This window comes from Sphingobium sp. BHU LFT2, assembly GCF_018604485.1.
GTDB classification, from domain to species: domain Bacteria; phylum Pseudomonadota; class Alphaproteobacteria; order Sphingomonadales; family Sphingomonadaceae; genus Sphingobium; species Sphingobium yanoikuyae_A.
This window is the reverse complement of record NZ_JAFCGW010000008.1, coordinates 200,971-215,256: the sequence shown is the minus strand read 5'-3', so window position 1 is coordinate 215,256 and position 14,286 is coordinate 200,971. Positions and strand designations below refer to the sequence as shown.

The following is a 14,286-nucleotide window of genomic DNA, read 5'->3' as shown; positions in this document are numbered from 1 at the left end:
CGCCCAAACACTCGCCGGACTGCATGTCGTCGCGTTCGCTTGCATCATGATGAAGCAAGCTGCTGCCATCGCCGCCGGTTCATAACAGCCTCTAGTTGAATGATCCGCCCGTGATGGCCATGTTAGGCGCCTTGATCCAGTCATAACCCCGCTGCAGCTCCTGAAAGATGATCCGGAACGCCTTATGGATGCCCATGAGGTTGAAAAGCAGGGCAAGCCCATCGCGCGAGATCCGGCCCGGCCCTTCTGCTTTCCAGCGACGGAAGCTGCGCACCGGCATCTCCGTCAAAATGGCAGCCTGCTCATCCGTAGCGCCCCATTTGCCAAACAGGTTGGAGCGCTGCGCGAAACATCGCGCGCCCTTCTTCTGGGGTTACCGGTTCCGGCCGGAATGGCGCGAGCAAGGTATCGATTGGCTGCGGCATCGCGACGATGGGGGGGCATCGGCTCGTCCCAAAAAATGTCAAATAGGCCCAAGGCAAAATCAGCCTGATCCATATCAGTATGCGCATCCAAAATTCATATCGTGCATTTGGATTATCGTGAAAGATCCCGAGGCAGGAAGCCATCATGACAGACGAGAGTGAAGCAAGAATTCGCCAGCGCGCCCACGCCATCTGGGAGGCGCAAGGTCATCCGGAAGGTTTGGCAACCGAACATTGGCGCCAGGCTGAAGCCGAGATTGCCCAGGCCCAAGCGGTAGGTCAGCTACCCAATCCTCTGGCAAGCGGCGCGGCAGCCGAAGCACTGACCAAAAAGAAGCCCACCAGAGCCTGAAGCTGGAGCCTTTTCCGTCAGCAAATTACGGGACAATACCGCCCTTGAGCCAATATCCTGATCGTCTCGAGGGCGGATCGCCCTACCCCCTTGGCGCCAGCTTCGATGGTCTGGGTGTCAACTTCGCCATCTTTTCTGCCAATGCCGACCGGATCGAATTGTGTCTGTTTGATCCTAGCGGCCGAAAGGAATTAGCTCGCCTCCCCCTTCCCGAATGTACCGATGAAGTATGGCATGGCTATCTTCCAGATGTGCGGCCAGGTCTGCTCTACGGCTACCGCGTGCATGGCCGCTACGCGCCGCAGGAGGGCCATCGTTTCAACCCGAACAAATTGCTGCTCGATCCCTACGCGCGCCGCCTGTCGGGCAATATTCGATGGAATGATGTGCTGCACGGCTATCGGGTCCGGGGCCGGCAAAAGGACCTTGGTTTTGATCGGCGCGACAGTGCAAGCGCCATGCCCAAGGGGGTGGTAACACATGACAGTTTCGACTGGTCCCGCGACATTCGTCCCAATATCCCCTGGTCGCAGACCGTCATCTACGAAGCCCATAGCAAGGGTCTTACCAAGCTTTTGGAGGCCGCCCCGGCGCAGGAGCGCGGCACCTTCGCCGCACTCGCTCATCCAAGGGTGATTGACCATATGAAGCGACTGGGCATCACTGCGCTCGAACTGATGCCCATCCACGCCTTTACCCAGGATCGCTTCCTGTTGGAAAAAGGCCTGCGCAACTATTGGGGATATAACAGCCTCAGCTTCTTCGCACCCGAGCCTAGCTATTTCGCAAGCGATAGCCATGACGAGTTGCGCGTTGCCGTGCGACGCCTTCACGCAGCCGGGATCGAGGTCATCCTGGATGTCGTTTATAATCATAGTTGCGAGGGAAGCGAGCTAGGTCCTACTCTCTCCTGGCGCGGCATTGATAATGCAACCTATTACAGGCTCCTGCCCGATGATCCGCGCTATTGTCTTAACGATACCGGCACGGGCAACAGCTTTAATCTGACCCATGCCAGGGTCATCCAAATGGTGGCTGACTCACTGCGCTACTGGGCAAACAGTTTCGGTATAGATGGTTTTCGGTTTGACCTCGGGCTGACACTTGGTCGCACAGATCATGGATTCGATCCCAATGCCGGCCTTTTTGATGTCCTGCGACAGGATCCGGTACTTGGACGGCTCAAGCTCATCACCGAACCATGGGATGTGGGCATGGGGGGTTATCAGCTTGGCAATTTCCCGCCAGGCTTTGCTGAATGGAACGACAAATATCGCGATACCACGCGTCGTTTCTGGCGGGGGGATCCACTGCAGCGAGCGGATCTGGCAGCGCGGCTCTCTGGATCTGGTGATCTTTTCGACCGTCGTGCACGCCGTCCCTGGGCTAGCGTAAATTTTCTAACCAGCCATGATGGTTACACGCTTGCGGACCTTGTCTCCTATGAGGACCGGCATAATGAAGCCAATGGCGAGGATAATCGCGATGGCCACGACAATAATCTCTCGCGAAACTGGGGCGAAGAAGGGCCGACGGATGACCAGGCCATAACTGCGCGACGAGGCAATGTGCGCCGTGCCATGCTCACGACCCTTTTTGCCTCTCTTGGTACTCCAATGCTGGTGGCGGGCGATGAATTTGGCCGTACCCAGGGGGGAAACAACAACGCCTACTGCCAGGACAATGAAATAAGCTGGATCGATTGGTCGATGATGGAGAGTGAGGAGGGCAAGGATCTTTTCGATTTTACAGCGAGATTGATCGGGCTGCGCAAGGCCCACCCGGTGCTGCGGGCCGCGACCTTTCTTTATGGTCAGGATTCACCGGGCTTTGGCATCAACGATATTGAATGGTGGGATGAACGTGGGGAGCGACTGACCGAGGACGACTGGAACAACCCTGAAGGGCGCGCCCTGGTCATGCGACGGGCAAGCCTGCTGGAGGACGGGCGCGTGGAGGCTCTGACATTGCTGCTCAACGCAAGCGGGGATGCGATTGACTTTACCCTTCCAGCTCCTTCCGCGCCGCGCCAGGTGCTCATCGACAGTGCGCAGCCCGAGCGAGCGCCCTTTGCAATCGGTGACGGATACAGGGTCGCGGCGCACGCCGCCGTATTGATTTCCTGGCTTGGCGAAAGACCGGTCGCATGACCGACTGGGGGCCAACCGATCTTGGCGACGGGCGATGGCGCTTTGCGCTCTGGGCGCCTGACCGGGAGCATGTAACTTTGGAGATGGACTGCGCGCAGCCGCTACCGATGGCAAAAGCCGGTGAAGGCTGGTTCTGTGTCGAGACTGAAGCAAGAGAAGGAAGTCGCTATCGCTTTCGAATTGCCCCAGACCTTGCTGTCCCCGATCCTGCATCCCGCCGCCAATGTGGCGGCGTGCATGGCTGGAGCGTCATCACCCCGATCGCACCGCCTCCCGATCGCTGGGTGGGCCGCCCATGGGAGGAAGTCGTCATTTATGAGCTGCATGTCGGACTTTATGGTGGATTTGCAGGGGTGGCTGAGCAGCTGCCTGCTCTGGCCGAGATAGGTGTAACGGCGATTGAGCTCATGCCGATCAATGCGTTTAGCGGATCACGCAATTGGGGCTATGATGGCGTGCTTCCCTTCGCGCCTGCCGAAGCCTATGGCAGCCCGAGGGAGCTGCGCGAGCTGATCGACCTCGCCCATCGCCTGGAGATGATGATCCTTCTCGACGTCGTCTACAATCATTTTGGACCCGACGGGAATTATCTCGGCAGCTATGCCAAGCCCTTTTTTCACGCAAAGCAACATACACCATGGGGCGGGGCAGTAGCGGTCGACCGACCGCAGGTTGCGGCTTATTTCCGCGAAAATGCGCTCATGTGGCTGAACGACTATGGCTTTGACGGCCTTCGCTTCGATGCGGTCCATGCAATCGGCAACGACGATTTCCTTGACAGCCTTGCACGCTATCTCCGCGAACGAACCAATGGCCGACAGATATATCTGATGCTCGAAAACGAGCGCAACGATGCCGCCAGACTGGGCCCGAAGGGCTATGACGCCCAGTGGAATGACGACTTCCACAATGTCATGCATGTTCTTCTGACAGGTGAACATGATGCCTATTATGAGGACTTCGCGCACGAACCCACGCAGAAGCTGGCACGCTGCCTGAGCGAGGGGTTCGTCTATCAGGGCGATCCCTCACCGCATCAAAATGGCAAGCTGCGCGGGAGTAAAAGTGCACATCTCCCCCCTAGCGCCTTCATCGCCTTCCTGCAAAATCACGATCAGACCGGTAATCGGGCGCTCGGCGAGCGGCTGATCAATCTTACATCATTGAAACGGCTCAGGGCCGCGACATGTCTGCTACTGCTCCTGCCGCATATCCCCCTGTTGTTCATGGGCGAGGAGGTAGGCGCAAGGAGCCCCTTTCTATTTTTCACCGATTTCCATGATGAGCTTGCTGACGCCGTTCGGGAGGGCCGGCGTCATGAGTTCAAGGGCTTTGCCGCCTTCTCGAGCAGCGATGCCAGGGACCGCATCCCCGATCCCAATGCGTTCGACACATTCAAGATGGCCAGGATCCTGCCCGGCGAGGATGCCAATGACTGGCGGTCCTTTTATGCCACGCTTTTAACCCTCCGCCGCCAGGCGATCATACCAGGTATCGCAGGGGCACGCGCTCTTGGCGCGGCTGCGCTCTCCAGCGGCGCAGTCGAGGCAAGGTGGATGCTTGGGAGCGGGCGCCTGCTTACCATCCTCATCAATCTTGGCGAGATGGCCGTCGCTCTTCCCCAAAATAGCGAGCCCGCGTTCGCCACCGGGGTGCCAGGCGCACCGGCCAGTTGCGCCGTCTGGATCAGTCAACCGCAATGAGACCGCTTCATCAGCTTGCGAAGGAAGCAGGCATTTCTCGCCGGTGGACCAATGCGGACGGGGTCGAGCAGATTGTAAGCGATGACAGCTTGCGTGCGATCCTGGCCGCGCTCGGCCTATCCGCTGGTGATGACGAGGCTGTGAAAGTGTCACGCGCCACGCTTCACCAGCGGCGTTCTGCCCGCCCCAAATTGGTAACGGTTGATTACGGCGAGCCCCTGCCCTTGCCCAGCGGCGAATTTACCCTCCGGGACGAGAGGGGGACGGCGCTGGAAATCGACCCCGACCATGGAGTATCAGCCCCGGGTTATTATTGCGCCGAGTTTGATGGCGGCAGCATGATGGTGGCGGTCGCGCCGCCCTCCTGTCCCGCTATCAGGACCCGCGGATGGGGCGTTACAGTCCAGATCCCTTCGCTGCGCGAGGAGGGGAAGGATTTTGGCGACTTCGACGCTCTTATGGACGCGGTCCTGCGTCTTAGCGCCTGTGGGGCGGACGCCATAGCCCTTAGCCCTGTTCATGCGCAATCGCTCCTCGCGCCCGGCGATTTTGCGCCCTACTCTCCCTCGAGCCGGATTGCACTCAACGCGCTCCTGGTACCAGTAGACGCGCGAGGAGTGGCGCCATCGGCGACACTGATAGACTGGGAGGTTGCCGGTCCTGCCAAGCTGAAGGCGCTGGAGCAGGCGTTCATGCGCGCTGCGCCGGAAGGCAATACGACATTTGATGCCGGCAACTTTGAAGCTTTCTTGCAGGAGCAGGCGCGTACAGGGCTCGATGCTATCCAACGTGCCGCAAAGGAAGCGGGCATGGCAGTCGGCGTCATAACCGACCTTGCTGTCGGCGTCGATCCGCAAGGAGAGGATGCACGCAAAGACCCCGGCGCCTTTCTGCAAGGTCTTCGCATAGGCGCGCCGCCTGATCCGCTCGGGCCACGGGGGCAGGACTGGGGCCTGACGGGCTACAGCCCACAGGGCCTGGAAGACCGCGGATTTGCGCCCTTCATCGCGCTGCTGCGAGCTAACATGCCGCGTGGCGGGGGCATGCGTATTGACCATGGCTTTGGACTGCAGCGGCTATGGGTCATTCCCGAGGGCCGTCCGGCAGCCGAGGGAGCTTATCTTTCTTATCCCTTCCCCGACATGCTGCGCCTTCTCAAACTGGAGGCATGGCGCGCAGGATCCATAGTCATCGCGGAGGATCTGGGCACGCGGCCCACCGGCTTTGACGAAGCGCTGGAGAGGGCAAATATCTACGGCATGACCGTTCTGCCTTTCGCTCGCGATGATGAAGGCTTCCTGCCGGCTTCTGATTATCCCGAGCGATCCGTGGCCATGAGCGGAACACACGACATCGCGACGATCGCGGGCTGGTGGACGGGCCGCGATCTTGACTGGAACCGCAGGCTCGATCGCGGAGGCGAAACGCGAGCCCAACGGGCCAAAGCCCGTCTGGACTTGTGGACAGCAATCGGTGCAGGTGCTCCGCAGCCCGATGATGCAGACACGGCACCGGTCATCGAGCGCGCCCTCACCTTTCTTGCCGGCTCAGCAGCGCCCCTGTTGCTGGTGCCAATGGAGGATCTTATGGGCCTTATCGAGCAGCCTAACCTACCGGGCACCACGATCGAACATCCCAATTGGCGCCGTCGCCTTCCAGCGCCGCTCGAAAGGCTGCTGGCCGATGCTGACGTCCAACGACGTATTGCCTGCCTGACCAAGGGCCGCCAGAGAAATGTTCCGCGCCAAGGGAAACAGCAATGACGCTGCGCGCGACCTACCGGGTACAACTGACAAAGGAATTCCCTTTTGCGGCGGCCCAAAAAATCATTCCCTATCTCGCGCAGCTCGGGATCAGCCATCTCTACGCTTCGCCGATCACGACAGCGCGCCAGGGGTCAACTCACGGCTATGACGTCATCGACCCGACCCGCATCAACCCCGAGCTTGGCGGCGAAGCTGGTTTTCAAAGCCTGGTCGCGACATTGCGCGCTCATGAAATGGGCATCATTATCGACATCGTTCCAAACCATATGGGCGTGGCTGGCGGCGAGAATCTTTGGTGGAATGATGTGCTGCGCCTGGGTTCTGCAAGCCCGTTTGCCCACTATTTCGATATCGACTGGAACAGCGCGCTGGCACTGCCTATATTGGGTGAGCCCCTAAGCGATGTCTTGGCGCAGGGCAATCTGGCCCTCGGGTCAACGGGTGAACCGCATCTGTTGCTCTACGGTGAGCACAAGCTTCCGCTACGGCCCGACGGGCCGCAGCAGGGCGACATCGCCACCATTGTCGAGGCGCAGCATTATGCCCTTAAACATTGGCGTGCAGCCGGTGATGAGCTGAACTGGCGTCGATTTTTCTCGATCAACGATCTGGCAGGCATCAGGGTCGAAGACCCTGAAGTCTTTGAGGCCACGCACAGCCTCTATTTCCGCCTGTACCAGGATGGACTGATCGACGGTCTGCGCATTGACCATGTCGATGGCCTCTCCGATCCCGCCCGCTATTGCCGGCAGCTGCGATCGCGCATGGACCAAATTCGCCCTGGCGCCACCATTCTGGTCGAAAAGATACTTGGACCCAGGGAGACGCTCTCTGCCGATTGGGGCGTCGAGGGCACCACTGGTTATGACTTCATGCGCGACGTCATGGCCCTGCTTCACGAGCCAAATGGAGAAAAACCCCTCTCCGACCTTTGGACAGTGCTCGAGCCCGATCAGTCCAACGCGCAAGATGTGATCCGGCGCGCGAAACGCGATATGCTGGAATGGCAGTTTGAGGCGCAGCTGAGCGGCTGCGTCGACGCCTTCCGCGCGGTCGCACAAAGCAGCGGACATGCAGCGATCATGGCGTGGACGAAGCCAATGTTTCGCCGCGCGATTAGCGGCCTGCTACAGACCTTTCCTGTCTATCGCACTTATGGCGATGGACAATCGGCTCCTGCAAGTGACGAGGAAGCACGGTCTGAGGCATGGGAAGCGGCAAAGCCCTACCTTCCCCCGGGCGAACAACCGGTCGCGCAGCAGATTCTGGCTTGGCTTGCAGGTGATGGCCCTGGCGTGCCCGACCTTGCGGCTGAGGCAGTACGCCGATTTCAGCAGCTATCGGCGCCCATCGCCGCCAAGGGAGTGGAAGACACCGCCTTCTATAGACGAGCACCTCTACTGTCAGCCAATGAGGTGGGATCCGCGCCGGGCGAATTTGCCATTTCGCCGGCGGAATTTCATCGCCGCGCTTGTGAGCGCGCCAGCAACTTTCCAGCGGCCATGCTTGCGAGCGCAACCCACGATCATAAGCGTGGTGAGGATAACCGCGCACGCATTGCCGTTCTTAGCGGCGTGCCCGAACTCTGGGCGGATTATGTTCAGCGATGGAATGAATTTGCCGTCGCGCACCACAGCGACATCCATCCTGCCGATCGCTATCAGCTTTTCCAGACCTTGCTTGGCACTTGGGACGGTTCAGGTGGATCTCCTGCCTATAATGATCGCATCCTCGCCTGGCAGAAAAAAGCACTTCGGGAGGCTCGGCTACGTTCAAGCTGGGAGGAGCCATGCACCCACTATGAGGAAAAGGCTGCCCATCTGGCATGCGGTCTTGTCAACGACCCCGGCTTCCGGGACGATATCGAGCGACTTCTCGGCCTGATCGAGCCCGCCGCACGGGTTCACAGCCTGGTGCAGACCGTTTTGAAATTCTGTCTCCCTGGTGTTCCCGACATTTACCAAGGCTGCGAGCTCGAGGATCTGAGCCTCGTCGATCCCGATAATCGACGCCCGGTAGATTATACGCTACGCCAGACCGCGCTTGCTTCCAATGACAATGCAGGGAACGGCAAACTGCATCTTATTCGCAGGCTTTTGACGATGCGGCGGGACAATCCTTCGTTATTTTCATCGTCCTGTTACGACCCCGTGCTAGTCCAAGGTCAAAGGGCCGGCAGTATCCTTGCCTTCACCCGCAGCGGCGCCACAAAGCGACTAACCTGCGCCGTCCTCATTCGCGCGGCGGACCCTATCATCGCATCTGGATGCCTGCCGTCCTCGCATTGGTGGCAGGACACATATCTCCTCACGCCGCGCCCCGTGGCGGCGCGACAGATGTTTGCTCATCACCCTTTTTACATTCGCCTCGACCCGCTTTCTTTTAATCAGTAGGTCGCTGGTTCGACCCAGCTGGACTCGCAGACATGGCGAATAAAAAAGCAATGGGCGGGCCCCCGCATGGTCGGCATCCGGTTCGAGCAGATCTATAAATATGAAGGCGGCTTCAACACACCGCCGATCGACGTCCTCGTCAAGTTCGCGGACGCATTCGATACCACGGTCGATTATCTCGTCACCGACAATGCCCTAGACTAGACAAGGTTTGCGAATGTCCGCCTTGTTCGGCGTTTGCAGGCGCTCAAACAGCTCGACGAGCTGGGGAACAGGCCCTTATACCGACCTCCAGTGATGCTGACTCACGAGGGGGATTCCCAAGGCGCTGAATTTCTGAATCTATGGCTTTCCGTTGGAGGGCATGGCGATGGGTGCAGCGATCGGATTGCGGGACGACTTTGACGCGGTGGGCTTGAGGCGACTGGCGCGTGCGACCAGGAGCGCGAACCAGGGACGGCGGCTGCTGGCCTTGGCGGAAATTTATGATGGTGGGAGCCGCAGCGATGCCGCGCGGATTGGCGGCGTGACGTTGCAGACACTGACACCCAGTTTGCCGCTACGCTTTGCGTTTCGCGCAGGATCCGAAGCACGTTTCCCCCCCACATCTTGGCCAGCTCATCATCCGAATAGCCGGCCTGTCTGAGCCGGGCGGTGACACGTGGCAGCTGAGAAATATCGTTAAAGCCCACAAAGCCGCCGCCCCCATCCCAATCACCCGCAAAACAGACATGGTCGACGCCGGCAACTTCGATCACATGCATGATCATTGCCATATAACGTTCGAAATCGGTGTTCCAGAGCGGCTGGGTACGGTCCAACTCACGCCATTGCCGTGCCAGTTCGACCTGTTCGGCCGGGCTGAGATCCGAAATATGCTCATAGCGTGCGAACAAGGCGGCGCGCTCGCCGGCAAGATTGAGGTCCGACAGAAAGATCGTGCTGATGCACATCGCCCCGCCGTTCGCCGCCAGCTTGCGAATGCGGCCGTCGTCGAGATTGCGTGGATGATCGAAGGCCCAGCGTGCGCTCGAATGAGACAGAAGGATCGGGGTCTTCGATTCTGTCAGCATTTGGTCGAAGGCGGCGTCGGACGCATGGCTGGCGTCGATCACCATGCCGAGCCGATTCATTTCCTGCACCCAACGATGGCCAAGCGGGCTCAACCCATTCCATTTCGGCTTGTCGGTGGCGGAATCGGCGAACTGGTTGTTGGCGCCGTGCACCGGCCCGGCAAGCCGGACGCCGCGAGCGTAGAATTCGTCGAGCAGGCCGATATCCTCTCCCAATTCATAGCTGTTTTCCATGCTTTTGAAGGCGATCAGCTTGCCCTGGCGATGGAGCCGCTCAGCATCATCCGCCGTGAGAGCCGGCGCGATCCGTCCGGGAAAGGCGGCAACAGTGCGGTCGATCAGGTCCGACCGGCCGCGCGCATAGGCGAGCGCAGCGGCATAGCCCTCCGCGGTCAAAGGCCCCTGCTCGGTATAGATGGCGAAGAAGCCGCCGCTGAGCGCGCCTGCCTCCATCCGCTGCATGTCGACCTGAACCAGATCCGTGGCCGGATCATGCGGCTCGCCGAAGCTCCAGCCCGGCCGTGCGAAATGCATCGGCGTGTCGATATGGGTGTCGAGCGAAAGCAATCGGGCATGGAGCGCTGCGGCATCCTCCGATTGGGGCGCCGAGGCGGTGGTCGCGCAGCCGGCAAGCAGCAGCAGGGACAGAAGGGATGCGCGCTTCACTTGCCGGTCTCCACAGGCCGCAGGTCGAGATCCTGATAATCATAACTGAAATCGGCGATCGGGCTTTCCGCCTTCATCGAGACGCGCGCGACCTTGCCGTCCGCGTCGAGCGCGAAGGTCACATAGGCCGGCTCGATCGCCTTGTCGTCGAAGCGGGTGACGAAGCTGTCATATTGCCAATGATCCAACCGCCCCGCCATGCGCGGGGTGGTGGTGAAATTGATATGCAGCCCCTTGCCCTCGCGCGTGACGACGACATCGCCATACCAGGGATCGCGATAGGTGCCGACATAGCGGTCGAGCGGCAGCGACGGGCCAATCCTGGCGGGCGCGGCCCGCGCGACGGCGAGCGCCGCCTTGCCGCCGGCGATGCGCTGTTCCATGAACTGACCGAACCGCGCCGGCCAGTCCTGATCGGGCAAGCCGAGATAATGATCGACCAGCATATGGGCGACGCCGCGCAACAGTGCCACATCCTCCGAATTGACGACCACGGCGATGCCGACATCCTGATCCGGCAGCAGGATGATATGGGTGATCGATCCGAACACACCGCCGCCATGGGACAGGATGCGGGCGCCATGATAGTCCGACACCTCCCAACCGAGCGCATAGGTGGTGACATGGGAGGCCAGCGGCGCGAGGCTGGGCGGATAGGCCTTGGCTGGTTCGATCGTCGCCGGCTTCCACATCTCGGCCGCCTGCATCTCGCTGAACAGCCTTCCGCCGCCGGGCAGCGCGCCACGGCCGAGCTGAATCTTGAGCCACTGCGCAAGGTCGTTGGCGCTGAGCGCCAGACCACCTGCCGGCATCGCCGCGCGCCCCAGTTCCTCACGCTCGTCGAGCAGGGAATTGGCGCCGTCGCCGCGGACCGCACCACCGATCCGGGCATGGGGGAAGGCGCGATCGGGGGTCGCCCAGCGCGCTTCATAGGTTGCCGTCGCGCTGGCCAGGCCGCCGCGTTTCAGCACCTCCTGCGTCATGAACTCTTCCCAGCTCCGGCCGCTGATCTCTTCGATCAGCTGGCCGGCGACCATGTAGAGGATATTGTCATAAGCATAGCCCGAACGGAAACTGGTGGCGGGCTTAATATAGGCCAAGCGCTTCACCGTCTCCTTGCGCGACAGGCTGCCGCGCGGAACGAACAGCAGATCGCCCGCCCCTAGACCCAGGCCGCTGCGATGGACCAGCAGGTCGCGCACCGTGATTTCGCGCGTGACCCACGGATCATACATGCGGAACCAGGGCATGTGATCGATCACCCGGTCGTCCCAGCCGAGTTTACCCTGGTCGACGAGGATGGCGAGCGCGACTGCGGTAAAGGCCTTGCCGGTGGAACCCGTCTGAAAAATCGTGTCGGCATCGACCGGCGCGGGATCGCCCAGCCTGCGCACGCCCCAGCCCTGAGCCAGCGTCGTCTGCCCCTTTTCCACGATGGCGACGGCGATGCCAGGCGCCCCGACCTGCCGACGCAGCGCCTCGACCCGGTCGGCCAGCCCCTTGGGCGGTTCGGCCAGGGCGGGGGTGGCAAGGACGAGCAGCAGCCCGGACAGGCCGCGAAGCAGGCGCGGGGTCATGACGGCAATTCTCCGGCAAGCGGGGTGGATGGCCGCCGCAGCAACCGGGCGAGCCCGATCGTCAGCAGCGGCGCGACGAAGACGATGAGGAACAGCCAAGCGAGGAAACGATAGCCGCTGGCAATCAGGTCGATGAGGCCGATGCGGTTGGCAACGGCCATGCACAGGGTCAGCAGAAGGACTCCGATGAGCGCGCGGGCACCCGGCCCCAGATCATGGCCGCGCCGCGCCCGGACAACGCCCGCAATACGCTCGTTGATGGCATGGACCGCGCCAGCGCCGCTTTCCAGCAGGGCGCAGAAGATCATCGACTGGAACAACCAGTGGAAGGCCGGGATGTCGAGCTGGCGCAGCAGGAAGTCGGATGGCAGCGTCTCCGCACCGATTCCGGGATAGAAGGCGACCATGCAGATGAAGAACAGGATCGCGGGCAACATGGTAAGCGGACCGGCGATGAGGCCCGCGACCACGGCATCGCGCTGGCTGGTCAGATGTCGCAGCACAGGCAGGATCACCACGGCGCCGACGATATTGTAGCTGGCATAGGTGGCACCGCCGAGCATCCAGCCGGTCGTCGGCACCGTCGTCGAAAAGCCTGCGGCAATGCGGTCGCCGAAGTTCCAGAGGCCAAGCAGCAGAAACAGCGCATAGACGGCGTAGAGCAGCAGCGAGACATATTTGAACATGCGCTCGACCGCGCCGGTGCCAAGCGCCGTGGTGACGATGATGCCGATGGCGAGCAGCAGCGTGCCGACATATTCGGACGCGCCGGTCAACGCCTGGCCGATCGCCCCGGCCGTGGCACCGAACACCGCCAATATGAGGACAACGAAGATGACATAGGCAGCCTCGAACGCGATCCAGCCGGGGCCGAGCAGTGCAACAAAAAAAGCGCGATAGTCATAGGCCTGGACGAGCCGTGCATAGGCAAAGGTCACAGCCGCGATCAGGCTCCAGAGCAGTGCTGCGAATACCATGCCGAACAGGCCACCCCACGGCCCGCCGGTCAGAAAATATTCGGCCAATTCGCGGCCGGTGGCGTAGCCACCACCGATGATCACGGCCTTGAGCGCAAAACCCGGTAGCAGGAAGCGCTGAAACCAGCTGGATCCCGCCACCGCGCCGCTCATGCCGCTGCCAGGCAATAATCGACCAGCGCGTCGAAGGCCGGGCCGCCGCGCATCGGATCGGCGACCGGCAGGCCCAGTCGCGCACTCTCGCTGGCGATCAGCGCATCGGCCTCCGTCGCATCGAGCGCCGCCGTGTTGAGGCTGATCCCGCCGCAGCGGATCGCCGAATTGGTGCGCTGGCCAAGCAGGGTCGTCAGCTCGATAATATGCTCGATGCTGGTGAGCGTGTAGCCTGCCGTGCCGAGCATGTCGGTGCGGCCGGGTTCATGGCACACGATGAACAGATCAGGCTGACTGCCATGAAGCAGGCCGAGCGACACGGCGGCATAGGCAGGATGGGTCAATGCACCCTGCCCCTCAATCACGTCCCAATGATCCGGCGCAGCATCGGGCGACAGCATTTCCGCCGCGCCAGCCTCGAAATCGGAGACCACCGCATCCATCGGGATGCCGCGCCCGGCGATCATGATTCCGGTCTGACCGCTGGCGCGGAAATCGCTGTCGACGCCGCGCGCGGCAAAGGCACGAGCGAGCGCCAGCGCGGTATATTTCTTGCCGAGCGCACAATCGGTCCCGACCGTCAACAGCCGCTTGCCGCTGCGCTTGCGCCCGGTCGCGACCGGTATCTGCGCCGGCGGCACCCGCACGTCGATCAGCCGGCGTCCAAGCCGCTCCGCCGCCTGCCCGAGTTCGGGAATATCGGCGAGCTTCATGTGCATTCCGGCGATGATGTCGAGTCCTGCCTCCAGTGCCTCCACCAGCGATGCGCGCCACAGCGGCGGAATGACGCCGCCCGGATTGGCCACACCGACCACCAGCCCGCGTGCGCCCCTGGCCACGGCTTGCGCCGGAGTCAGACTGGGCAGGCCGGTGCTGACGGTCGCGCCGCAGGCCAATTCGCCCACGCATTTGTCCGCCGCCCAGTCGCGCAGGCCAAAGGCGGTCTTGGCAAAGCCTTCTTCAGTCGTGTCGCCCAGGAAGAGCAGATAGGGCTGGGGCAAGGCCAGCGCGTCGGGGCGCGAGCCGAAAGGCACGTTCATGGAGGAAACTC

At 61.4% G+C, this 14,286-nt stretch carries 9 protein-coding genes and 3 pseudogenes; 7 read left to right on the top strand and 5 right to left on the bottom strand.

The genetic code is table 11. From position 1 onward, the window contains the following. Positions 1–100 precede the first annotated feature (100 nt). Positions 101–425, bottom strand: a pseudogene (locus tag JQK15_RS27485) (antitoxin Xre-like helix-turn-helix domain-containing protein); the annotation flags it as partial. 145 nt (positions 426–570) lie between these two features. Here JQK15_RS27485 and JQK15_RS16375 point away from each other — a divergent pair. From JQK15_RS16375 to JQK15_RS26925, 7 genes and pseudogenes are all read left to right on the top strand, one after another. After that, positions 571–777 carry a DUF2934 domain-containing protein gene (locus JQK15_RS16375; RefSeq protein ID WP_214866465.1) on the top strand — a complete coding sequence of 69 codons (207 nt, stop codon included), beginning with the start codon at positions 571–573 and terminating at the stop codon, positions 775–777. A 44-nt stretch (positions 778–821) separates the two neighbouring features. Next, positions 822–2,927: a glycogen debranching protein GlgX gene (glgX, locus tag JQK15_RS16370; protein ID WP_251007800.1), complete on the top strand. Its 2,106-nt coding sequence runs from the start codon at positions 822–824 to the stop codon at positions 2,925–2,927. Then, positions 2,924–4,630 (top strand): malto-oligosyltrehalose trehalohydrolase, encoded by a 1,707-nt coding sequence (gene treZ, locus JQK15_RS16365; protein ID WP_214866464.1) that lies wholly within the window; start codon positions 2,924–2,926, stop codon positions 4,628–4,630. The genes glgX and treZ overlap by 4 nt, the downstream gene beginning before the upstream one ends. Continuing rightward, positions 4,627–6,393 carry a 4-alpha-glucanotransferase gene (gene malQ, locus JQK15_RS16360; RefSeq protein WP_214866463.1) on the top strand — a complete coding sequence of 589 codons (1,767 nt, stop codon included), beginning with the start codon at positions 4,627–4,629 and terminating at the stop codon, positions 6,391–6,393. The genes treZ and malQ overlap by 4 nt, the downstream gene beginning before the upstream one ends. After that, on the top strand, positions 6,390–8,789 hold the full coding sequence (gene treY / locus JQK15_RS16355) for a malto-oligosyltrehalose synthase (RefSeq protein WP_214866462.1): 2,400 nt from the start codon (positions 6,390–6,392) through the stop codon (positions 8,787–8,789). Before malQ ends, treY begins: the two co-directional genes overlap by 4 nt. 66 nt (positions 8,790–8,855) lie before the next feature. Then, positions 8,856–8,993 (top strand): helix-turn-helix domain-containing protein, encoded by a 138-nt coding sequence (locus tag JQK15_RS16350; RefSeq protein ID WP_214866461.1) that lies wholly within the window; start codon positions 8,856–8,858, stop codon positions 8,991–8,993. A gap of 166 nt (positions 8,994–9,159) precedes the next feature. Next, positions 9,160–9,330: pseudogene (locus JQK15_RS26925) on the top strand (IS630 family transposase); the annotation flags it as partial. A 22-nt stretch (positions 9,331–9,352) separates the two neighbouring features. On the opposite strand, the pseudogene JQK15_RS16345 reads toward JQK15_RS26925, so the two are convergent. The 4 genes and pseudogenes from JQK15_RS16345 to JQK15_RS16330 form a co-directional block, all read right to left on the bottom strand. Further along, positions 9,353–10,528 (bottom strand): annotated as a pseudogene (locus JQK15_RS16345) (dipeptidase); the annotation flags it as partial. Continuing rightward, entirely contained in the window at positions 10,525–12,105 is a 1,581-nt protein-coding gene (locus JQK15_RS16340) for a serine hydrolase (RefSeq protein ID WP_214866460.1), read from the bottom strand. The gene JQK15_RS16340 and the pseudogene JQK15_RS16345, both read right to left, overlap by 4 nt. Then, complete coding sequence (locus JQK15_RS16335; RefSeq protein WP_214866459.1) at positions 12,102–13,235, bottom strand: YkvI family membrane protein; 1,134 nt, start codon at positions 13,233–13,235, stop codon at positions 12,102–12,104. Before JQK15_RS16335 ends, JQK15_RS16340 begins: the two co-directional genes overlap by 4 nt. Continuing rightward, the gene (locus tag JQK15_RS16330; RefSeq protein WP_214866458.1) at positions 13,232–14,275 is read right to left on the bottom strand and encodes an N-acetyltransferase DgcN family protein; all 1,044 of its coding nucleotides are present in this window, start codon (positions 14,273–14,275) and stop codon (positions 13,232–13,234) included. Before JQK15_RS16330 ends, JQK15_RS16335 begins: the two co-directional genes overlap by 4 nt. Positions 14,276–14,286: the final 11 nt, after the last annotated feature.